The 22,617-nt window shown below is 39.3% G+C and carries 22 protein-coding genes and 1 pseudogene; 8 read left to right on the top strand and 15 right to left on the bottom strand.

Translation table 11 applies throughout. The features are described from left to right. Nucleotides 1-100 precede the first annotated feature (100 nt). Nucleotides 101-964 carry a cation diffusion facilitator family transporter gene (locus EL079_RS07695; RefSeq protein ID WP_003030936.1) on the bottom strand — a complete coding sequence of 288 codons (864 nt, stop codon included), beginning with the start codon at nt 962-964 and terminating at the stop codon, nt 101-103. A 170-nt stretch (nt 965-1,134) separates the two neighbouring features. Here EL079_RS07695 and EL079_RS07690 point away from each other — a divergent pair, with 170 nt between their 5' ends. Both EL079_RS07690 and EL079_RS07685 read left to right on the top strand, forming a co-directional pair. Then, a complete protein-coding gene (locus tag EL079_RS07690; RefSeq protein ID WP_003030940.1) occupies nt 1,135-1,656 on the top strand; it encodes a TetR/AcrR family transcriptional regulator in 522 nt (173 codons plus the stop codon). Between the two features lie 63 nt (nt 1,657-1,719). Then, nucleotides 1,720-2,889: a CynX/NimT family MFS transporter gene (locus tag EL079_RS07685; protein WP_003030949.1), complete on the top strand. Its 1,170-nt coding sequence runs from the start codon at nt 1,720-1,722 to the stop codon at nt 2,887-2,889. A gap of 66 nt (nt 2,890-2,955) precedes the next feature. Here EL079_RS07685 and EL079_RS07680 read toward each other — a convergent pair whose 3' ends face one another. Then, nucleotides 2,956-3,540: a DNA-3-methyladenine glycosylase gene (locus tag EL079_RS07680; RefSeq protein WP_003030953.1), complete on the bottom strand. Its 585-nt coding sequence runs from the start codon at nt 3,538-3,540 to the stop codon at nt 2,956-2,958. 252 nt (nt 3,541-3,792) lie between these two features. On the opposite strand from EL079_RS07680, the gene EL079_RS07675 reads away from it, so the two are divergent. Continuing rightward, complete coding sequence (locus EL079_RS07675) at nt 3,793-4,662, top strand: Cof-type HAD-IIB family hydrolase (protein WP_003030945.1); 870 nt, start codon at nt 3,793-3,795, stop codon at nt 4,660-4,662. Between the two features lie 83 nt (nt 4,663-4,745). Here EL079_RS07675 and dltD read toward each other — a convergent pair whose 3' ends face one another. From dltD to EL079_RS07650, 5 genes are read right to left on the bottom strand one after another with little or no spacing between them, the layout of a single operon-like run. Next, nucleotides 4,746-6,014 carry a D-alanyl-lipoteichoic acid biosynthesis protein DltD gene (gene dltD, locus EL079_RS07670; RefSeq protein WP_003030937.1) on the bottom strand — a complete coding sequence of 423 codons (1,269 nt, stop codon included), beginning with the start codon at nt 6,012-6,014 and terminating at the stop codon, nt 4,746-4,748. Beyond that, nucleotides 6,007-6,246, bottom strand: a complete 240-nt coding sequence (gene dltC, locus EL079_RS07665; RefSeq protein WP_003026725.1) for a D-alanine--poly(phosphoribitol) ligase subunit DltC — start codon at nt 6,244-6,246, stop codon at nt 6,007-6,009. The genes dltD and dltC overlap by 8 nt, the downstream gene beginning before the upstream one ends. A gap of 15 nt (nt 6,247-6,261) precedes the next feature. After that, a complete protein-coding gene (dltB, locus tag EL079_RS07660) occupies nt 6,262-7,506 on the bottom strand; it encodes a D-alanyl-lipoteichoic acid biosynthesis protein DltB (protein WP_018543665.1) in 1,245 nt (414 codons plus the stop codon). Continuing rightward, nucleotides 7,503-9,029 (bottom strand): D-alanine--poly(phosphoribitol) ligase subunit DltA, encoded by a 1,527-nt coding sequence (gene dltA, locus EL079_RS07655; protein ID WP_263285357.1) that lies wholly within the window; start codon nt 9,027-9,029, stop codon nt 7,503-7,505. The genes dltB and dltA overlap by 4 nt, the downstream gene beginning before the upstream one ends. A gap of 33 nt (nt 9,030-9,062) precedes the next feature. After that, nucleotides 9,063-9,194 carry a teichoic acid D-Ala incorporation-associated protein DltX gene (locus tag EL079_RS07650; protein WP_021002226.1) on the bottom strand — a complete coding sequence of 44 codons (132 nt, stop codon included), beginning with the start codon at nt 9,192-9,194 and terminating at the stop codon, nt 9,063-9,065. Between the two features lie 303 nt (nt 9,195-9,497). On the opposite strand from EL079_RS07650, the gene EL079_RS07645 reads away from it, so the two are divergent. Genes EL079_RS07645 through EL079_RS07635 form a run of 3 tightly spaced genes read left to right on the top strand, consistent with a single transcriptional unit; the run spans nt 9,498 to nt 11,433 of the window. Beyond that, nucleotides 9,498-9,824, top strand: a complete 327-nt coding sequence (locus tag EL079_RS07645; protein ID WP_003026733.1) for a PadR family transcriptional regulator — start codon at nt 9,498-9,500, stop codon at nt 9,822-9,824. Then, complete coding sequence (locus EL079_RS07640) at nt 9,811-10,806, top strand: DUF4097 family beta strand repeat-containing protein (protein ID WP_003031556.1); 996 nt, start codon at nt 9,811-9,813, stop codon at nt 10,804-10,806. The genes EL079_RS07645 and EL079_RS07640 overlap by 14 nt, the downstream gene beginning before the upstream one ends. Nucleotides 10,807-10,815: 9 nt before the next feature. Beyond that, nucleotides 10,816-11,433 (top strand): HAD family hydrolase, encoded by a 618-nt coding sequence (locus tag EL079_RS07635; protein ID WP_003031559.1) that lies wholly within the window; start codon nt 10,816-10,818, stop codon nt 11,431-11,433. Nucleotides 11,434-11,809: 376 nt separating this feature from the next. Here the strand turns inward: EL079_RS07635 and EL079_RS07630 are convergent, their stop codons facing one another. From EL079_RS07630 to EL079_RS07600, 7 genes are all read right to left on the bottom strand, one after another. Beyond that, nucleotides 11,810-13,270, bottom strand: a complete 1,461-nt coding sequence (locus tag EL079_RS07630; protein WP_003031563.1) for a carbohydrate-binding domain-containing protein — start codon at nt 13,268-13,270, stop codon at nt 11,810-11,812. A gap of 11 nt (nt 13,271-13,281) precedes the next feature. Continuing rightward, nucleotides 13,282-13,962: a DUF4956 domain-containing protein gene (locus tag EL079_RS07625; protein ID WP_003031583.1), complete on the bottom strand. Its 681-nt coding sequence runs from the start codon at nt 13,960-13,962 to the stop codon at nt 13,282-13,284. Beyond that, nucleotides 13,943-14,677 (bottom strand): polyphosphate polymerase domain-containing protein, encoded by a 735-nt coding sequence (locus EL079_RS07620; RefSeq protein ID WP_003031550.1) that lies wholly within the window; start codon nt 14,675-14,677, stop codon nt 13,943-13,945. Before EL079_RS07620 ends, EL079_RS07625 begins: the two co-directional genes overlap by 20 nt. 157 nt (nt 14,678-14,834) lie before the next feature. Beyond that, the gene (locus EL079_RS07615) at nt 14,835-15,224 is read right to left on the bottom strand and encodes a hypothetical protein (RefSeq protein WP_051437572.1); all 390 of its coding nucleotides are present in this window, start codon (nt 15,222-15,224) and stop codon (nt 14,835-14,837) included. 94 nt (nt 15,225-15,318) lie between these two features. Continuing rightward, entirely contained in the window at nt 15,319-16,077 is a 759-nt protein-coding gene (locus EL079_RS07610; RefSeq protein ID WP_003031552.1) for a DUF6261 family protein, read from the bottom strand. A 410-nt stretch (nt 16,078-16,487) separates the two neighbouring features. Beyond that, nucleotides 16,488-17,006 carry a thioredoxin family protein gene (locus EL079_RS07605; RefSeq protein WP_003031565.1) on the bottom strand — a complete coding sequence of 173 codons (519 nt, stop codon included), beginning with the start codon at nt 17,004-17,006 and terminating at the stop codon, nt 16,488-16,490. A 162-nt stretch (nt 17,007-17,168) separates the two neighbouring features. Beyond that, nucleotides 17,169-17,501 (bottom strand): hypothetical protein, encoded by a 333-nt coding sequence (locus tag EL079_RS07600; RefSeq protein WP_018543663.1) that lies wholly within the window; start codon nt 17,499-17,501, stop codon nt 17,169-17,171. A 301-nt stretch (nt 17,502-17,802) separates the two neighbouring features. Here EL079_RS07600 and EL079_RS07595 point away from each other — a divergent pair. Both EL079_RS07595 and EL079_RS07590 read left to right on the top strand, forming a co-directional pair. Then, nucleotides 17,803-18,687 (top strand): annotated as a pseudogene (locus EL079_RS07595) (helix-turn-helix domain-containing protein). 17 nt (nt 18,688-18,704) lie between these two features. Next, nucleotides 18,705-19,478 (top strand): Cof-type HAD-IIB family hydrolase, encoded by a 774-nt coding sequence (locus tag EL079_RS07590; protein WP_003031562.1) that lies wholly within the window; start codon nt 18,705-18,707, stop codon nt 19,476-19,478. A 169-nt stretch (nt 19,479-19,647) separates the two neighbouring features. Here EL079_RS07590 and EL079_RS07585 read toward each other — a convergent pair whose 3' ends face one another. Further along, nucleotides 19,648-22,446 (bottom strand): YhgE/Pip domain-containing protein, encoded by a 2,799-nt coding sequence (locus EL079_RS07585; protein ID WP_003031586.1) that lies wholly within the window; start codon nt 22,444-22,446, stop codon nt 19,648-19,650. Between the last annotated feature and the right edge of the window lie 171 nt (nt 22,447-22,617).

The following is a 22,617-nucleotide window of genomic DNA, read 5'->3' as shown; positions in this document are numbered from 1 at the left end:
AAATAATCAACCATTTTATGAAAGTAGAATTTTCAACAATCATTAAAAAGAAAACATAAAAATAAATAGTTTAAAACATCTGTCTTAAACTATTTACCCCTCACTGTTGCTCACCAATACAGCATTCTTCGTGCTCATCTAAACTTTCGTCTGTCTGAATGGTTACTTTTGTAATTCCATATATTTTGAGATGTTGGCGAATGAGCTGCTGAGTTTCTGCTTGTTGTTCGGGATGTTTCATGCAAATATGAATCATCGCAAATTTTTCTAGTCCATCGGTTGTCCAAACATTTAGCTGAGTGACTGTTTGGATATTCTCGATTGTTTGAATTTCTGCATAAAGGTCATTCAGATTTACATCGCTCGGTACGTGATCAAGAAAGATTTGAACATTTTCCCAAAACTTTGGTAGTGCTTTACTCAAGATAAAGGTTGAAATGATGAGTGAAAGCAATGGGTCAAGGAAATACCAGTTTGTAAAACGAAGAATAAAGGATACAAAGATCACAGCCAACCAGCCTAAAATATCTTCTAAGAAATGCAGACTCAGAATGGATTCGTTGTGCGTATGTCCATGACTAACCACCCTGCTGGCTGCAAAGTTGATTACAATTGCAAAAATTCCCAAGATAAGCATACCGTCGTAATTTACCCGTTCAGGCGCAAATAGCTTGGGAACATTTTCAACCAAAATGAGAATAGAGCCCACTATCAAAATGGTAGAGGTCAACATGGCTCCCAGTAAACTATACCGTTTATAGCCTAATGTATAGTTTCTATCACCTCGTCTATTGGAAATTTTTTCAAAAAACGCCGACAAGCCAATCGCTAAGGCATCACCCGTATCATGCACCGCATCTGCTAGCACAGCACTAGAATTAAAAAGAACACCAAAGGTAAATTCAATAATTGCAAAAGAAAAATTTAACAGAAATGCAATCCAGACATTTTTACTTGATTTCATTATTGCCTCCTTCTAATCGCACATTGAGATTTGATTTTATTTATTGTATAATGTATTCAAAACAAAACACTTTGTTCAATTATATTATCTACTATTTTAACGGAGGAAACAAGAAACAAATCTAATGCTTCGTTTGATAGTGTACATTTAAGGAGATTTGTTCGGAAACGATGGATAGACGAGTTAAAAAATCACGCGCAGCCATTTATCAGGCTTTTCTCACTCTTTTGAATCAAAAAAGCTATGAGTCCCTCACAGTTCAAGAAATCATTGACCTTGCAGATGTCGGTCGGTCGACTTTCTATGCTCATTTTGAGACAAAAGAAGCACTACTTGAAGAAATGTGCCAAGATTTGTTCCAACATACATTTGTTGAGCGCTACCAAGCAAGCGAACTTTTTGACGCAACAGCTCATATTTTTTACCATTTCAGGAAAAACCAAGATAAAATAGCTACTTTATTATTGTCTAAAAATATTTATTTTATCAATCGTTTAAAATTAGAGCTAGAACACTATCTCTTTCCTCTCATTCGCGAAAAGCTATTGACACAAAAATCTAATTTACCAGAACCATTTTTAAAAAACTATGTCACAACAACTTTTATCGAAACAGTTACTTGGTGGCTAGGACAACGAAATAAAATTGAAGAAGCCACTATTACATCCTACTATCTGGAGCTCATGCACTAATATAGAGATATAATTTCAGCTATTTCTATGGTATAATTTTCTAAGAACCCCTTAGGAGTATTTATGAAAAAACAACATTCTATCTTTTTATTACCAGGAATTATCATGGTGGGTGTCGCTTTGCGGACGCCTTTTACAACGCTTCCAACTGTTTTAACGAACATTGCTAGTGGGCTTCATGTTTCGGTGAGCTCACTTGGTCTTTTGACCAGTCTGCCCTTGATCATGTTCGCTCTCTGTTCTTCATTTTCAGCGCGTTTAGCGAGTAAAATTGGGCTAGAAAAACTGTTTGCTCTTGTCCTTGCTCTGCTTACCATTGGATCCTTCATTCGGATTTTTAATCTACCACTTCTTTACGTGGGGACGATTCTCATTGGAGTTTCCATTGCAGTACTTAATGTTTTACTTCCAAGTGTCATCCAAGCCAATCAACCCCATCGGATTGGGCTCTTGACAACCATGTATGTAACCTCTATGGGGTTATCAACCGCTATTGCTTCTTCTATTGCAGTGCCGATAACAAAAGCAACTTCATGGCAAGGTCTTGTCCTTTTTTTGACAATTGTTTGTCTTTTAGCATTTTTAATTTGGCTACCAAATACATCTTATAACCATTTCTTAGTGAACAAAAATAAAGAGCACCAAGGTAGCTCTATCTGGAAAAATAAAAAAGTTTGGGCTATTATTATTTTTGGTGGCTTGCAATCATTGCTTTTTTATACTTGCCTAACCTGGCTACCAACTATGGCAACGCAAGCTGGCATTTCAAATGCTTCTGCTGGAGTTCTAGCCTCTGTCTTTAACTTGATTAGCCTACCTTTTTCAATGACCATTCCTAGCTTGACAACACGGCTGTCTCCTCGTCATCGTATGATAATGTTAGCAATTATCTCTGCTGCGAGTGTCCTTGGCATTAGCATGCTCTTAATTCGAACGAATAATTTCTTTTATTGGCTTACTACCAATATCCTCATTGGGTCAGCTGTGAGTGCTCTTTTCCCATATCTTATGGTTACTTTTTCAACAAAAACGAGTAGCCCTGAACAAACTGCTCAACTATCTGGCTTAGCACAAACAGGTGGTTATTTACTAGCTGCTTTTGGACCAGCTCTATTTGGTTATAGTGCCGATTTCTTCCATTCTTGGCTACCTGCTGTATGTGTCTTGCTCATTCTTACAATCATTATGATTATTGCCCTCTTTTATGTAGAAAAATCTGATAAAATTTTATAAAAATCAAAAACAGAATGGAGAGTGAACCTTTTTCAGTTGTTGGGTTCTTTTCTCCACTCTGTTTTTTTAATTATCTATTTTCCATGTCTTAGCATCTGGCAATAAACCTACCTTCGAAATTTTAGAAACGTGCCGATTGCCCATAACATAAAAGCCTAGAGGCACAGCTCGCCATTCATCTGTGCAAGTCACGCCAATTCGAGAGCGCGAGCCAATTTGAAACGGGACAGCATTTTCTACCAATTGCAATCTTGAAGTGGTCAAACCTTGACCATCAAATTCCTTGGTAATCCCTGCAAATTTAGTTAATTTTCCTGGGCCGTTGGCAAGCAATGTACCGTCTGGTAATTCCAAGGCTCGAATCAAGACGGCTTCTGCGACATTCTCAGCCCTTGTGACTAAATTCAGCATTTGATGCCCGTAGATTTGATAGACATACCAGTGTCCAGCAGATAAATACATAGACTCGTTTTTCGGTGTTCGTTTACCATGTGCACTATGACAAGCACTATCTTTAGCTCCCAAATAGGCTTCTGTCTCAACAATTCGTCCCAACACTTGTCCGTCTAAGCACAATTGCATACCTAACAAGGACTTAGCCGTTGCGACTGTATCTGTCTGCATGATGTGTTTAAATTCTTTTGATAACATGATTTCATTATAACATGAATTCCATACAAAAAAGCAATCGAGAAAGACTGCTTTTTTGTTTAGGAGATTATGATGAAAAAAGTTTTTTAGGATTAGTTATAATATACCTTGTTTTGCTTAAATTTGTCTTAATAGAAAATAGCTAAACCGCTTTCAAAAATTCTTCTTTGTGTTAAAATAATAACAAAGAAGAAAAATGAACATTCTGATTATCACCCCACAATGATATCATGCTTATAAGGAAGAAATTTTATGAACAAACGACCTATCCGCCTTGTCATAAGCGATATTGACGGTACTATTTTAAATGACCAACACCAAGTTGATTATCAGCTAAAAACACAGCTTCCTCTTTTGCAGGAAAAAGGAATCCCTTTTGTGTTGGCATCTGCGCGTTCACCACTTGGCATGGAGCCAATCGCACAGCAACTTGGTCTCATTGACAATCCATTGGCTTGCTACAATGGCGCTCTTGTCATCAAAGGAAATTCCCAGAATTATGATGTTTTAATGGAACACGGTTTGGATAAAAAAGAAGTTCAGTATTTGCTAGAGCTCGTCCAAGAGAAGTTTCCAGCTGTAGCTATTAATCTCTATTCAGGAAAGGATTGGTTTGCTGAACAGATTGACAAATGGGTTCAGGAGGAAGCAGATATTACCGGTGAAAATCCTATCCTTCAATCTCTAGTCTCTGTTGTAGAAGATCGTGCTTCTATTCACAAACTTCTTCTGATAGGTGAAGCAGCCACCATTCAAAATCTTCACGACTATCTGCAAAACACAAATTTTCCTAAAACAGCCTTTTATCTTTCAAAAGAGAATTATCTAGAAGTTACAGCTAAACAGGTTTCTAAGGAAAATGCTCTTCAAGAGATTGCTCATTTTTATCACATTCCTCTCCAGCAAGTCATGGCAATTGGTGATAATTTCAACGACCTCCCCATGCTGAAATTAGCCGGATTAGGAGTGGCTATGGGAAATGCTCCTAAAGCAGTCAAAGAGCAAGCTGCAGCCGTTACCCACACCAATAATAATCATGGTGTCGCTCAAGCAATAGAGCAATATGTTTTAGATCAACAGCTATCTTTCCAAAATACAATAGAAAAGCTGACAGATTCATAGAATTCTCTAGTTCCCCATATAAAAAAACACGGACAAGCAAACTAGCAACCAACTAGTTAATTTGTGTTCGTGTTTTATTTTTCTTATTTAAAATTCTCAATTGCTCCGTCATAATTTGCCCATTCTTTGCTGAAGAATCGATCATTCATCTGGTAAGTCGGAGCAGCCTTGGGATTGGAAATAAAAGGATTGACAGCCTTATCAAACGCCAACCAGCCAAGCCAGCCCATGTGAATGGTATCTTGCATAAAGTAGGGCATCCCACCATCGTTTGAAAAGTCCGCGATATTGGTAAAACCTTGACTTTCCAACTGATAACGAATTTTCTTCACTGCTTGTTGGTATTTTTCTTGACTCAAACCAGTATAGGCCATCCACTTCGCATTGACAGGAGGAATAACAAAAATTGGATTCGTTTTTGACTTGGCAAATTGCTTCAAAACAAGTTGTAAATCGTTATACTCGGGAGATTTGGTATAAGAAAACTTTGCTTGCTTTCCTTTAAACTTTTTAATACGTTTCCGCAAGCGATGCTTATAAAATTTATTATCAATTCCTAAATCATTATTAGTCGTGTTTCTTTGAGCATCTTTTGTCGCAAATTCTTCCAAATCCTGATAAGAAAATTTATCTGGCAAACGCTTAATTTGAGGCTGTACCAATTTTTCATAATTCTCATTACGTTCGGCAAAAAGAGAATTGAAAAGGGCATCCTCACGTTTATTTAAACGGCTGATAAGACGGACGTACTGTTTGTCAAAGTTTGACAGTTTCTGATGATTAGCTATTTTTTTTACATTGTCTTTCATAGCCACCGTAGGATACAGTTGCAGGAGGCGCTTCGCCGCATATTGAGCATCAATGTCTCCTTCTTGCTGGCGCAAGAAACTAGTCAATTGATCACTATTGAAATATTGTTGAAATGCTGCTGGACTGTAGCCTTTTTTAGTAAACCATTGAGGAGAGACAACATAGACAGCTGGCTTATTTTTTAACTGCGGAAGCATTTGCTGCATGCCAAAATATTGCGTAAGAGATGCGGCTCCTCGTTGTCCTAAAAAATACGGACGATAATTACGCTTATATTTTTCTGACAAAACCGCAGGATGCATGCTGTCAAAGCGCAGCCATTCACTTGAACCAAAGTAAGGAACAAAGCGGTGCTTCTTATCTGTCAAAGCACGTACTTTTTGCGTTCTTCCCTTGAAACTTCCCGCCGTCAAAGTAACAGCCGAGCGCTTTTCAGCTTGGTAATCATGTTGTTGCTTGGTTGGGTAGAAAAATAGTAAAGCCACCACCATCAAAAGGGCGCAGAAAACTGGGCCTAAAATGAGCCACAATCGTTTAAGCATTACGAAGCTCCGTTACGCCTTCAATAATTTTATTAGCAGTATTCCAATCATCACGACCAAATTCTGAGACGGGAACATGAATATCAAAGCGATTTTCTAACTCAACAATCAATTCAACTGTTCCCATACTATCCAGAACGCCTGCATCAAACAAATCTTCGTCCATCATGTCTGATACATCTTCCATAAATAAATCATCAATAATTTCTAATACTTCTGCTTTTACGTCCATTAGAGAACTCCTTTTTTATTTTTTAAACCATAAGTCATTCAAAAATCCTGAGAAGATTAAGAATGAAAACATTACAACATTAAAAGTGATAAACATCCCCACTGCTTGTGTCCATTTGTTATCTGGTAATAGTGGCAAATTCTTCTTTTTCCGCTCTTTATTGATGGTCTTTTTCTTCCGCACCCAAGCGTCATTGATAACGAGTCCTAGACCATGAAAAAGTCCATAAGCAATATAATACCAAGTGACTCCGTGCCAAAAGCCCATGACTAGCATATTGATGATATAAGCGACACTTGAAGTGGTATTCCGATTTTTAAAAACTTTGTTTCGGATAAGTACTGTGACCAACCGCATAAATACAAAGTCACGGAACCAAAAAGACAGGCTCATATGCCAACGATTCCAAAACTCTTTCAAATCATGAGAGATAAATGGTTTGTTAAAGTTAATCGGACTTTTAATTCCCATTAGATTGGAAATGGCAAGGGCAAACATGGAATAACCCGCAAAGTCAAAAAATAAATCCAATCCAAATACATACATCACTCCTAGAGTTGGCAGGTTGAAGATACCACCCATTTGCACTGCATATTGCTTGAGAGGAGGCAAAATCATTGAGCCTAAAATATGTGCAAGAATAAACTTGTATAAGAAACCAAGCATTATGTATTGAACTGATTGCTCCAACATATCTAGCAGTTCATCACGCTCAGGGATATTTTCATAATCTTGATTGAACCGCTTAAAACGATCAATCGGCCCACTTGAAAAAGTTGGCATAAAGAGCATGAAACGTAGAAATTCCCATAAGCTAAAGTCTTTTAGAACACCATCCCGCAGCTCAATAATCATTCCTACTGAACGGAAAGTTAAGTAGGAAATTCCTAAAAAGCCCAAGAGTGATTGATGACCATAAATAGCTGGCGTTACCTTTACAAAGAAAAGCGGTAGGATAGACAAAGCAATGTGCAAATAGAAAATCCATTTGCTATCTCCCGTTTTTCGATAAATTTTATAAGTCCAAACCCAAAGCATTTGCCAAAGAACATAAAACAGTAGAGCATAGATTTGTGTTAATTTAGGTCCAATTAACATAAATATGATGAAAGCAAAGCTGACCAGAGCTTCGTAAATGGGAAATCTTTTTTTGAAGAATAAACCAACAAAGATTGGCAAAACGGCTAAAATGATATAAACAAAATACTGCGGATCCCCGTACGGTTCCAAGTGAGGAAGCTGTCTTATGAAATCCATCATCGGTTGTTGACCTCGCTAATCAAACCTTTAATGTCAATCTTACCATTTGGTGTCAATGGCAAGGAATCCCGATAAAGGAATTTGGAAGGCATCATATAAGACATCATAATATCTTGCAAATCTTCTTTGATAGCTTTGGTAATGTCAATCTCACGCTCAAATTGTTCCTTAACCCCGTCCTTCAGGATGACATAGGCTAGAAGGTTTTGTACTTTATGATCTTTATTGTAACGCGGTACAGCCACAGCTGAGTCCACATATTGAGACTTGTTCAGGTTTTGGGAAACATCTTCTAATTCAATACGAAAACCGTTGAACTTGATTTGGAAATCCATACGACCGCCATAAAGCAGTAAACCTTCATCTGTCATAGTACCAACATCGCCTGTATGATAGGCTGGTAACCCTTCAAACTCAAAAAATGCTTCGGCTGTTTTCTCTGGGTTGTTCATATAGCCTTTTGATACAGCTGGTCCAGATACAATGATTTCTCCTTGCTCACCATTTGGCAATTTGTTTCCGTCTTCATCAATCACAAAAGTTGGAGAATCCGCTTTGGTATAGCCAATCGGCAAGCGTTTCATATTTGTCAGCATATCATCCGTTATAGCAACAGCAGATAGAGCCACAGTTGCTTCTGTCGGACCGTAAGCATTGATAATACGTGCATTTGGAAAACGAGCACGCAATTTTTGAGCTGTTTTAACCGTCAATTCTTCTCCGTCAAAGTAGAAATGCGTAATGCCTGGCATTTTTTCAGCATTGAAATCCTCAGACAGCATCGCCATATCTGCAAAAGACGGTGTTGATGTCCAAATGGCAATCGGCAAATTCAAGATAGTTTCAAATAACTGCTTGAAATCTTGCGTAATGGCAGACGGAACCGCAAAAAGTGTGCCTCCAAGTGCTAAGGTTGGCGCCCAATACATAACCGATAAATCAAAAGAATAAGGTGGCTGCGCCAACATTTGCGGACGAATTGGAGTCGCAAATTCCTTATCTGTAATCATCCAGTTGGTAAAACTGAGCAAATTATCGTGCGAGATTTGTACTCCTTTCGGCTTTCCAGTCGTTCCTGAGGTGAAAATGATATAGTAATTATCATCGCCTTTAACAGGGTGTACAATTTCGTAAGGATGTTTGGCTGCAAAAGCAGTTTGAACTGCTGCCAAGTCAAGAATTGGTATGTTCACATCTTTCAGCGGAAAGTCATTGATTGCAATGATGAGACTAGGCTGTGCCACTTCCACAATTGCTGTCACACGTTCAAGAGCTGAATGACTATCAATCGGAATATAAGCATGCCCTGACTTCGTCAAAGCTACAAAGGTTGCCAGCATGTCGTATTCTTGCCCACCAAAAACTACTACTGGTGATTTCTCAGGAAGCGCAAGGCTGTCAATCTTTGCAGCGAGCGAATCCGAGTTCACTTTCAAATCATGATAAGTATGAACTTCTCCGAGAACATTGTAAACTGGAAAATCTGGTTGAGACTGAGCAAAATACTCAATCGTTTCAATCATGTCGTTAATTACTGAATTGGTCACAGTCTGCTCCTAAAATTCATTATAGATAAAACCACCTTGGCCTTGACCAAGATAATTAAAGAAATAAAGCAACGCTAGAAATATCACAAAATAAAGCAGCGTCTGTCCAAGAAATTTAAAAATTATTTTATGTTTTTTCATCATATTCATCACTTTTGTCTTACTTCTAGATAAGACTTAATATATTTTACCATTTTCTAACGCTATTTTTCAATACAAAACATTCTTTAATTGAGGAATTAAGCTAGAATTAAGGTTTATTTACAACAAACCTAGGGAAATCACAGATGTGCTGTCTCAAAAAACTAGAAAAGAAAATAGTTTTAGACTTACATTTTAAAAATATATAAAAATTTTATATATTTTCTTGACTTTGAAAGTGAAAAGCACTATACTATGTATAGAAAAATTATATATAAAAATATTATACATAGGAGGTGGCTCATGTATTTTCCAACATCTTCTACCCTAATTGAATTTCTCATTCTAGCGATTTTGGAAAGTGAAGATTCCTATGGCTATGAGATTAGCCAAACGATTAAATTGATTGCCAATATCAAGGAATCAACCTTATATCCTATTTTAAAAAAGTTAGAAAAGAATCGTTACTTAACAACTTACTCGCAAGAATATCAAGGTCGAAAACGGAAGTATTACTCCCTTACTCCAGAGGGACGAAAGCAGTTAAACACCCTTAAAAGAGAGTGGAAGTTATATACAGCGACAGTCAACGGTATCATAGAAGGGAGCATTCGCCATGACAAAAACTAACTATTTAGCCGCACTAGAGAAATACTTGAAAACATTGCCAGAAGCAGATTATAAAGAAGCAATGGATTATTTTACGGAATACTTTGAAGAAGCCGGACCTGAAAATGAAGCACAAGTCATTGAGGAGTTGGGAGATCCCAAAGACGCAGCAGAAGAGATTATTCGCTCACTTTCATCAAATCAAGCAGAAGAAACGTCAACTCGTCCTCAACACCAGTCATCTGCACACAATCAACAATCATATACCGACAATGCTTATATCTTTGAAGACTATGCAACAATCTCTGAATTGCATATTGATGTCACCACGCAAGATATTCTGATTGAGCCTTCACCTGATGATTTTTTCCACATCAAATACTATAATGGAAAAGGCAATAATCAAATCATTTCTACTGTTCAAAACGAGAAGTGGCACATTACAGAAAAAGGCAACACGCATTACAGCGGTTTGGACTGGATTATTAACGTCATGAAAAACGGTTTTGATAATCATCCCATTTGCATTCAAATCCCGAATGGCAAGATTCTTCAATCATTCTCACTTCAAGCAACTTCTGGCGATGTAGCTGTCTCTCATCTTCAAACACAAAAAGGAACGATTGAGCTTTCAAGTGGCGATCTGACTATGCGGCATTGCCATTTGCAACAAACCAATGTTCCCCTTATCAGTGGTGATATTCATCTAGCGCATGTCAAGTTGACAGATTGTAAGCTGTCTCTTGTGTCAGGGGATTTCGATACGCATTCTTTAGAAATTGCTGGTAAGACTTTCATTCAAACAACTAGCGGAGATATTTCACTTCATCTGCTGCACCATGATTTCAGCTATGATCTCGAAACGGTGCACGGAGACATTTCTATTTCTGACCAGCTCCAGCCGAGCCACCAAATCATTGGCAACACAATCCACCACCAAGCAACGGCTTCTACAGATTCTCTTACTATCCAAGCTGTCAGCGGAGACATCAATCTTTATTAGAGGTTTCACATGAAACAGATTCATTGGTTATTCTTTGATATTGGCTCAACTTTGGTAAACGAAGAAAAAGCCTACCAAGATCGGATTGAGCAGGCTATTGCGGATACTCACATTTCTTATGCAGCATTTTATCAAACTATGAACCACTATTTTAAGGAGAATAAAAAAGGCGATGTGGAGGCTCTGAACGATTATGGTCTGAAGCGTCCGTCTTGGAGGTCTGATTTAGAGGTGCTGTATCCTGACTGCAAGCAAGTGCTGAAAACTCTCCACCAGCATTACAATATTGCTATCATTGCTAATCAACTGCCGAATTTGCAGGCAAGATTGAGAAGATTTGGTATTGATTCTTGGATTGATCTGGTGATTTCCTCTGCCGATGTTGGCTTGGCAAAACCCGATCTCGCTATTTTTGAGCTGGCTCTTCAACAAGCGAACTGCTCGGCTGAACATGCTGTGATGATTGGCGACCGTTTGGACAATGATATCCTTCCGGCTAAACAACTTGGAATGCAAACCATTTGGATCCGACAGGGATTTAGCCACTTGAACCACATAACGAATCCAGCAGAAGCACCAGATTGGACTGTTGATAATTTGACAGAGATTCTAGAGATTTTCGGATGAGTATGCAAAAAAACTAGAGTTGTTTCGCTCTAGTTTTTTAACGTTATCAACTTTATTATATCATAAAGTTTCCTTCAAAAATAGACTTGTTTTTTCTTATTTTTGTGATATATTTAGGTTGAAAAAGGAAAAAGTGAGGTTACTAAACATGAAAAAAAGAATCATCACTATTCAAGTTATTTGGTTTGTTTGTTCCCCTTTCATTTCTTTATTTATTTGTAGAAATATGCCAATTATACGTGATTTATTATTTCATATATTTTTCTTAGTTTTAATCCTATCACAATGGTTAGCGATTAAAACACTATCACACCTTGACGACTAAGCAAAGGTCAAACGAAAGAGGTTGGGTTTCCCCAGCCTCTTTTGTCTATCATCACCGTCCGCCAGGGCCTCCGCCCATGCCGTTTCCATTTTGGGTGGTCAGGCTAGCTGTTGCGGTCGTGCTTTGTCCATTGACTGTAATGGTGTAGCTTCCGCCGTCTTTGATAGCAGCTGAGCTGGCAAGAACGGATTGGAAATTTTTAGCAGCGGTATAGCTGAGGATTTCTTTACCTGACGAATTGGTAATCGTCACTTTGTCTCCAGCACTACCAGATACATTCGCAAGGATGGAGGCTTGTTTGGAATTTGAGCCAAAGCCCATCGCCATGCCATTACTGCCGACCATTACAACGGTCCCGCCAGTAATCGTGCCATTGCCGTCATAGTCAAGAGCACCATTGCCACCATTTGTCGGTCCGTCCACATAGACTTCACCACCTGAAATGGTCAAATCTCCATTAGAATCCAAGCCGTCTCCTTGGGCATTAATCTTTATCTTACCACCTGTGATGGTCAGACTGACACCAGCGGTCGCTTGTCCTGGAGCGCTCTCGCTGCTGCTACCGTCTGCGGCATTGATACCATCGTCATTTGCTGTCAGGTCTAAATCTCCACCGTTAATGGTTACGGTCTTGCCTTCTAGTGCTTCTTCGCTCTTTTCAACCTTAATCGTACCGCCGTCAATAAGAGCCGTATTAGAAGCGTGAATACCGTCATCTCCAGCGTTAATGGTAATCTTTCCAGACTGGATATAGAAATTGCCTAGCGATGTGTCTTCATCATTGTCCGCGTGAATGGCGTCTTCCGTTGCGGTCAAATTCATTGTCACGTCTTTGATATTGATTGCGTCATTCGCTGAAAGGGCGTTTTTATAGCCTTTGATTGTGTAGGTTCCGCCTGTAATGCGCAAATCATCATTGGACTCAATAGCATTGCCATAATTGCCTTCGACCGTCAGACTACCAGAGCCGTTGAAAGTGAGGTCGTCCTTACTGTAAATCGCAGCGTCATAGTCTGTATTCTTGTGATTAGCAGAATCCGAAATCGTGTTCTTGCTGCCCTTTGCAAGCGTGATAAAAGTCTTATCTGCATTTTCTACGACAATAGCAGCATCTGTTCCAGTCATCGTGACCCCATTCAGCACGAGTTGAACCTTGTCTTTATTGCCAACTTTAACGACAATTTGGACATTTTCACTTGAACCAGACAAGACATAAGTCCCAGCCTTGGTAATCGTCACCGTAGAGCCGGACACTTCCGCACCAGAGCCAGAAGTCTTGGCAGATGAGCCACTCAGGCTAATCTTAGTTGCTTTTGATTCATCATAAGAAGCATCTTGGTCACGCTTAGTAAAATAATTGGACGTCTTGGTGGTTGTTTTTTTACTTGTGCTAGAGGAGCTGGCGTTGGTTGAGCTGGTATTTGTCGCACTGCACGCCCCTAAAGCAACTGTCAATAGGACGAGTGGAATCAGTCGTTTCCATTTTTTTCGTTTTGAGGCTGTTTTTTTCATGGCGGTCCTCCTTATAGTTCATTTTCTTTTGTGACATAGCGGCTAATGGCAATCTCTAAATTCCCATTTCGCGTCCGCAGAGCGTCCATTAACTCTTTCTCTGTCATTGTACCATTTAATTGGACAATATACTTAATCTTGAACAAACTTCCCATATCAGAGGTTTTGACATTTGCTAGTTCAACATAGTTGGTCGCCTTTTGAAAGATGTCATCAAAGACCATCTCATAATCCAAACTTTCTGGAATGACAACAGTCACTTGACGCATAGAATGCTTCATCTGCCCAAAATTCACCGTTTCCAGCAACAACATAACCACCGACATAATCATTGTAAAGACGCTAGCAAAAATAAGATAGCCCATGCCGACAGCAATCCCAATCGTCATCGCAAGGAAAATCGCCAGCAATTCCTTAGCACCACCTGGTGCTGAACGAAAGCGAATCAAGCTGAAAGCTCCCATTACCGCAACCCCTGCTCCCAGACTACCATTAACTAAGAAAATGACAATGGCAATCAAAGTCGGCAGCATAACCAAAGTCATCATAAAGGACTTGCTGTAAATGGTTTTGTACTGATAGACCTTGGCTAATATCAGCCCCAGCACTAAGGCAACACCAATCGCACCAAACATACTGGCTGGATTGATTGTTGTTCCTGTAAAAACGTCATTAAATAACTGATCGAACATGTCTGATTACTCCTTTATAGTCTGTTGTTTTCTTGTAGGCAACCCCGTATTTTGAGAAAGACTTTGGAAAAACGTGGTGGCGGTCCAGAATCTCTACCAACCAGAGCGGATACGCCCCAGGTACCTTAATTTCCATGATGACATGGTTGTCAGGAAGAAGGTTCTTGCCGTCTTTTCCTGCCAGTAAACTCAAATTTTTCGTCCGATAAGCCACATCATAGTCAATGGTAATCCGCACATTGGAGTTTTCTAAGCCTTTTAGAGAGTAGCGGTTGTAGTAGATATACATCATGGGCTGCACGCCACCGTAACGCTCACAAATCCATTCGATTTCCTGTTTAATCTGCGAATCCTCAAGCTGGCATTTCCCCGCGAGGTATTGCTCTGCTGTCAACAACTCAGTCGCAATCCGACGTTTATACACAACCTTGCGCACTTTTTTCTTGATTTCCAAAAAAACTTGACTATCCGCTTGTGGCGTGGCATCATAAGTGCGCACGCGCAATTTTTCCTTGAAATAAGGCTTCTCCAAAGACTCCCGAATCATCTGATAGGTCGGCGTGTCATAGTAAAGATTGCCAATCGTAGAATAGGCATGCTCATCTTCTACCATATACGCTTCAAACTCCTTTAGCAAATCTGCCAACGTTTCCTTTGAGATGACATACTTGGTTTCTATCCGTTGAAATTTATCTTTAAATGTTTTTTTAGCCATGAGATTGCTCTCCTTTGTCGTTCTTTATCTACGTAGTTTACGGGCAAATCCTTAAAAGAAAGCTAAAGAAAACTTAAAGAAAACAAAACACCCCCATTTTCTGGAGGTGTTTAATAGATGTCTGTAGAATGAAATAGAAAATAGAGGCTGCCGCATCTTATTCCTCGCTCTTCTCTGCTTTTTCTCTTTTGATTAGAAATGAAAGAAGAGCAATAAGTGCCCAAACTAGCAAAATCCAGTACCACACATCATGGCTATTTCTTGGACCAGAAGAGAAGAAGTGTAAAAAATACATTATCAAATACAAAGAAATATCATTATAAAATTCCCAGTTAAAATGATAACTGCCTACTGGATAGGAGCGCTTATGCGAGCGCTCTGGAACAAAGATTTGCAAAAGCAAAAATATTCCCAGCACAGTAAAATAAATCACATTGAACACATCCAATTTCACGTAAGGATCAACCAATCCAAAGAATATCAGCATGCTCAACAGATAAAACCGCCACCGAAACCAAAATTCGTTATTAAAATGAAATTTTATCATTACATCACGCTTTCTAATCTGCTGCTCGTTCCTCTTCTTCACCTTTATCTTACCACTCTGACAGACAAACTTCAAGCAAGATGAAGGAGAAATTTTAGTTGATTTCTGCTACTTTTCCTGCTTCCACTTTAGGCTCTTTCCCCTTGCGGCGAGCAAGGATATCCGCATAATATTTGCGGCTATTATTGAGCACGGAAAGTACGTTCTGGTAAAACTCATCTGATTTGACCTGACTTAAAATTTCGACATAGTCTGCCAATTGTTGGTAAGGCGTCGCTACTTCTTTGCGCAATTGCTTGACATCATAGCTCACTTTTTGCAACTTCTCTTGTGAGCGTGAAGCAAAGAGTTGCTCAAAGGCAGTGTGGCTTTCCGTCAGATTGTCAACAAATTTCCCAATCGCTAACGTATCCAACTGATCTTTGTAAGGGGCTGTTTTTAGCTTGTCCAGCAAGCTAACAATCAAGGCTGTTTCTTCCTCGTAATGCTTGCTATGTGCACCCTTGTACTGCTCAAACAGGCGTTTCAAACTTTCATAAGCGGCTTTTTCTTCCTCACGCTTGGCTGCCCGATAAGGCTTAATTGCATCGCGAAGAGCTTGCAAATCAGTGTCACGTAATTCATCAGCCGCACTAATCGAAGCTGACTTTTCACTCGCCCGAATCTGACCGAGAGAGGCTTGATAAGCCGGCAAGGCTGCCTTTATTTTTTTCATCAAAACGGTCAACACTTCTTCATTTTTGAAGTCTAACCCTTCTTTCTCCACATCATCTAAAAATCGAGTGATAAACTGCGTGAATTCCGCATGACGGAGGTGTCCAGTTCTTAATCCAATGAGCTTTTCTTGCTTCATACATTCCTTCTTTCCTTTTTTACTTGTCACTTAAAGCGACAGTCTCAATGATTTCTCTTTTTTCTATTAACTGGGTCGACAGCTTAAACTAGTTTTCGTTTATTCTTTCGACCCGGTCGACAGTCTAAACTACTTTTCATTCACTCTTTCGACCCGGTCGACAGTCTAAACTACTTTTCATTCATTCTTTCGACCCGGTCGACAGTCTAAACTACTTTTCATTCATTCTTTCGACCCAGTCGACGGTCTGAACTACAAGCAGTTTACCTTGTCAGCCGCGCGGACGAAGTGAAATTGTCTCGTTTCACCTCATCAATCAACGAAATCCAGAAAAATCATCTCATTTAGTATAACATGAATGGGAAATTATAGGAAATTTTCTGGAAAAGAGGAGTGTTTTTTGAAAAAGTTCAATATTTCATTATTATATTAAACCATTCTGGTAAAGTCGTCTGCTCTTCATTCAAGACTTCAAAACCATTGTCTTTTTTTAAATAAATCAGCGTAGGTACACCAGTCACATTATATTTTTCCATAGCTTTCTTTATTTGAGAATTCTTATGAGAATCTTCTGTATTTAAGTAATAAATTTTAAAAGGCGTATGATACAAGTCTGATGTTTCTTTCAAGACCGGAAGAAATTCTCTACAAAACGGGCACGTCTCACGACCAAAATAGAGCAAATTTCCCTTTGCTAATTTATTGTTTAAAACATTTTCTGCATTCGTCTCTTGAAAGCTCTTTACAATTTCTTTGTATAATTTTGTCAATTTTAAATCGTGTTCTACCTCATTTTCACTTGTTGAAACCTGAGAAACACTTGAAACTGTAGAGCTTTCAGAAGCTTGTGATGAAGAGGTGCATGCAGAGAGGAAAATAGCAGAGATAAAAATAACTAGTAAATTTAAACTTATATGCACTTTTTTCACAAATATCTCCTAACTTATTTTAATCTACCTTTGCAAACAAAAGAGGGAAACTATATATCACTTGACACTATTAACAATAGCACTTTGAAGTAGAGACATTATAAGTTTAATGGTTATACTTTCCTACTTGTGCAAACAATTATATAATTCCCCTAAGTTATTTTATACGTTTTGACATTGAGTTACGACTTCTCCAAATCGAGATGCCACATTGAACCAGCTAGTTCCAAGAGCCACTATAAAGCCAAAAATTTTTCGTATACAAGCTGCCTGTGCTTTTGTAACAGTAGAAGGAGTTCCTTGCTTCAAACAATATCTCTTATAAGTATAGCTATTTTTGTTCATATCTCCACATACACCCCGATCACGGAAAGGAATTACTTCTTCGTATTTCATACTATTCGCATAAACAACAGACGTCGAGGACGGAATAACTGTTGCACCAATCATAAAAGCTACTGTAATCGCAAGGAAAATCTTATATAATTTTTTCATAATATATACCTTCTTTCTTGATAAAGACAAATATTTTTTAAAAAACAATACTAATTACATTAACACTTATAGTACATTGGATTCACCTCTATTCGTCAGTTTAAATGCATTTAATTCTAATATTGTCCCAATCCAATTGGTATCCACGGCATTAAAGATACAGCAACAATAGCAATAAATATCAGATTCAAAAATAGTTTTTTCTTCATCGCTTTCTCTCCTTCTACTTATATGGTACAATATTATGGACAGACATTCACAAAACGTCTACTATTTTCACAAAAAATAAAGGAAGAACATTATGCGTTGGGATATTGGCACAGTTTATAAAAATATCAGAAAATCAAAAGGCATTACTCAGCAAGAAGTCTGTGGAGATTAGATTTCACGTTCCAATCTTTCCAAATTTGAAAGCAACCAATCCGTTCCCAGCTATGAAACCATGGAATTTCTGCTCCACCAGATTGACATGAGCTTTGGGGAATTTGAATATATTTGTAATTACTATAAACCGCGGACAAGACAAGTGATTATCAATCAAATGTCCAATCATTTATCTACTTCGGATAGTACAGAATTGATTAAAATTGCTCAGCTTTGTAAAGAACACTTAAAAAAAGTTGAACATGATCTTCCTATCCAGCATATACTAGAGACCTTAAATATTATCATAGAAATCCGAAAAAATAGTTTTAGTGACCACTCTAGAAAATTGGCTGAAGCCATGTGGTCTGATCTTAAAAGGCGTGATATTTGGTACAAAAATGACTTTAATATGCTAGGTGTGATTCTCTTTATTTTTCCTATTGAGACTCTTCAGGATATTACAGAAAAAATCTTAATTAACCTTGAAAAATACAAGGATTACAAAAGCATCAAAAATGCCCAAGTTTCCTTGCTGCTCAACCTTTCTACTATCTATCTCTGTAATCAATTATTAGATGACTGCGAACACATCTCTGCTATCGCCTTAGACTTAGCCAAACAACTCAAGCGCTATGATTTTCTCGGCTTTGCTCAAGTCCGTCTTGGAATCTGTCAAGCAAATGATGAACTAATACGGAAAGGGCTTAGTCTGTTGGAATTAACCGAAGAAACAAAATTGTTAGAAGATTTACAAGAAGAAGTCAAACAATATCGTACTTCCCATTTCTCTCATGTTTCACGTGGAACTTCAGCACCTTAAAGGAGACAGAGAAGCAAATGACTTACAACGGATTTGTATTTTTTGATATTGACGGTACCTTGGTTGATAGCCAAGGACAAGTCCCAACAGACAACAAAACAGCCATTGCTCAACTACGAGCCAATGGCTTTCTGCCTATTATCTGTACGGGACGCGGTCGCGGAGAAATGGGGACAGTTCTGGAAGACGCTGGGATTCATTCCGCTATCTTGCTAAATGGCATGGAAATCCTCCATGAAAAGCAATTCCTGTTTGAAGGACGAGTTGCACAAAACAGCATTCTCAAGCTCCTGCAACTGGCAAAAGAAAATGAGCATGACCTCGGTTTTTATTCGCAAGGAGAAATGCGTGTGACGGCGCTCAGTCTGACCGTTCAGCGAAATTTCCGCTATTTTCATCAAGACCTGCCCCAAGTCGGTCCGACCATTTATCAAAATCAGCCTTGTCAGATGTTGCTCATTTTTAGTGAGGAGCCCGAAAAAGACACCCAGTATCAGACAGAAATCCCTGAACTGCACTTTTTCCGTAACAGCCCCTACTCGATAGACATCACGCCGCACGGCTGTAACAAAGGCTCTGGGATTCAGCACCTGCTGACCTTGCTGGCAGACGAAGCACCGACTTACGCATTCGGAGACGGACTCAATGACCTGACCATGTTTGAAACAGTAGATTATCCCATTGCAATGGGCAATAGCCAAGCCACCGTCAAAGAAGCAGCCACTTTCATCACGCGCTCCAACGATGACAAGGGCATTCCACATGCCCTCACCCATTTCGGCTTGATTTAAAAAGGGTGGGACAAACATCAGCATTTCGCAAGAAATCGATGTTGTCATCCACCCTGTAAGGTTGAATTTTATTCTAGAAATAAACGAGTCTGGAACACTTTTTATACGTCATCTTCTCACATTTCATTTTCCTGTGGGTGATTGCGCTAGTGTTCCAGCCTCTTTTTGATTAAACTAATTCTTTTTTATTTGGATTGTAAACCAAGAAACCAAGACCAACAAAGAGCAGCAGAACGATTGTCATGAAGGCAACTTGTCCGCCGACTTGCCCCGTCATCGAAATCGTTTGACGCAAAGCCGAAACAGAATAGCTCATCGGCAACCAAGGATTGACATCTTGGAAAATCTTATCCGTCAACGGAAGTGGGTAAGTCCCTGCACTAGAGGCTAGTTGCAGCAATAGCAAAATCAAAGAAGTGAAAGCACCAAGCTTAGTGTCCCACGTTACCAGAGCCGTCACCACAGCCATGAAGCACATGCTGGTCAAAAGAATGATACCAAGCGTTGCCCATTCGTGGTTGGCAGTCAAGCCAATCATGTGCACTGCACCATACACCAATAAACCTGCCAAGAGAGAAATAACGCCATTGACCTGAATACGTGCTTTCAGCCATTCCATACGTGTCTGTGGCTTCTTACCAGAAGGTAGCGTGCTAAAGATGATATTGGTTGAAATCGCTGCTACAAAAAGTGCCACAGAAATCATATATGGAGCCATACCGATACCATTTTTACCAACATGGTCTTTATCTATTTTCTTCGTTGTCAATGGATTTGCAAGCGCCTTGGCGTTGGCTTTATTGGTTGTCACCGTGGATAATTGATCTTTGGCGTCTGTCAAACCGGCTGTTAAGCTGTCCGCACCCGACACAAGTGCTCCCAGATTAGACGTGATAGTTGAGCTGCCGTCTGCCAGCTTCGTAGAACCATTCGCAATTTGACCAGCACCATCAGATAGTTTGCCTGCCCCTGACACAAGAGCTGCAGAGTTGTTCACTAATTGACTAGCTCCGTCTGCCAATTTTGCTAAACCAGCGTCAATTTGACCATTATTAGCCGCCAATTGATTAGCTCCAGAATTGATTTTTGCCATACCAGATGTCAATTGACTATTCTTACCAGTCAAGGTCTTAGAACCTGAACTGATTTTCGCCATACCAGACGTCAACTGACTATTCTTACTAGCCAAGGTCTTAGAACCTGAACTGATTTTCGCCATACCAGATGTCAATTGGTCGCCATTGCCAGATAAGGTATTAGCCCCTGCCGTAATCTGCGCAACCCCATTGGTGTAGTCGGTTACACCTTTTGCTAATCGACCAGCACCCGTTGCTAAGCTCGTTTGCAATTGATCAATACCTGCTGCTACTTGATTAGCACCCGCAGTTGATTGTTGCAAAGCTACAAGGATTTTTGCTTGGGATTGTTGTGCGCTCGTTTGAAGCTCTGAAAGCGCACCTTTTGCTTGTTCGATAACAGCGATGTTTTGTTGATTAGAAGATTGCTCTGGCAAGTTCGCCACTTGCGTCTTGAGCGCTTGAATATTTGTCAATAGACTTGCCGCAGTCGTAGCAGTTTGACTTGGAGTTTGCGAAATCGCAGCATTGATTTCTGATTGCTCACTAGCACTTAACTTTTGATAAGCAGCTGTAGCAGCCACGTTAGTTGCAATCGTGGTCTTGTCTGTCGTCGCACTATTGGCAAGTGTGTTCGCAGCCGTTTCCATATCGCTTAAAGCAGTCGTCATGCTTGCTTTAGCGGCTGACAAGTCTGATCCAGTTGAAAGAGCGGTTTGCACAGCAGTTAAACCTGCTTGCAAATCCTGTAGCTTTTGAACTTGTTCAGCAGTCATGCCAGATTGTTGAACAGTTGTCATTAACGTATTCAGACCCGTAGCTAATTGATGCGCGCCGCTTGATAATTTTTGAATTTCTCCATTAGAAGCGGTCAATTGATTGACTCCAGCCAATAAATTTTGCGATTGAGCATTTAACTGATTCGCACCGCCTGCAAGATTTGCTACACCATTGGCATACGCATTTAAACCATCTGATAATTCTCCTGAACCGTCAGCCAATTGACCAACAGCACTTGTATACCCCATCAGACCTTTTGACAACGTATCTGAACCAGAAGCCAATTGACCGACAGCATTTGTATAGTCCGTCAGACCTTTTGAAAGCGTATCTGTCCCAGAAGCCAATTGACCGACACCTGACGTATAAGCTGAAAGGCGTGTCGATAGCGTACCAATTCCGTCTGACAGCTGATGCACCCCAAGCGTATAGGTTCCCAAACCTGTCGTTAATGTATTAGCACCATCCGCAAACGTCATACTAGAACTAGATAAAGTCTGTAAATTATCTGTCAAGGTTTGACTACCCTCTTTCAATTGTTGACCGCCAGAAGCGAGTTGCCTACTACCAGAAGCAGCTGTTATCATGCCTTTCTTCAAGCTATTCATACTCTTGAAGAGCGATGTCGTGTATGTATTGGTCACATTGTTTGCGACAGTTTGTTGAAGTCGCGTCATAGCCGAATCACTCATCTTACTAGCAATAAAGCTATGTCCACTAGACGTTTGATAATCAATCTGCATTTTTTGTGGCTTATTATCCAGAATACTAGCTGCCTTTTGGGATAAATCACTTGGAAGCGTGATAATCATATAATAATCACCCTTCTCCAAACCTTTCTTTGCCTTTGCTTCAGATACAAAATGAAAATCTAAAGCATCATTCTTTTTAAGACTTTTCACCATATCATCACCAGCAGATAAGGTGTTGTTGTTAAATGTCGCATGTTGGTCTTTATTCACAACCGCTACTGGCAATTCTGAAACTTTACCATAAGGATTCCACATGGAGCTCAAAAAGATCACATTATAAAGAGCAGGAATCAAGGAAACACCAATCATGACAATCACAAAAATTGGTTTTTTGAAAATTGCTTTCCATTCTTTGAACATTTTTTCTCCTCTATCTTAGACACTCTGTATAAAAATTTTAATTTTTGAAATATTTTTATACAGAGTGTCTAAATATTTGATATAATAGATTATACAGTTTCTGAAATTTTTCACAAGAAAAAAATTCGATTTTTAGACATGTTGTATAAAATTGTTCAAAAGAGGAAGGTA

Source organism: Streptococcus anginosus, from assembly GCF_900636475.1.
GTDB classification, from domain to species: Bacteria; Bacillota; Bacilli; order Lactobacillales; family Streptococcaceae; genus Streptococcus; species Streptococcus anginosus.
The sequence above is the reverse complement of the archived record's forward strand: the minus strand, read 5'-3'. Positions and strand labels throughout refer to the sequence as shown.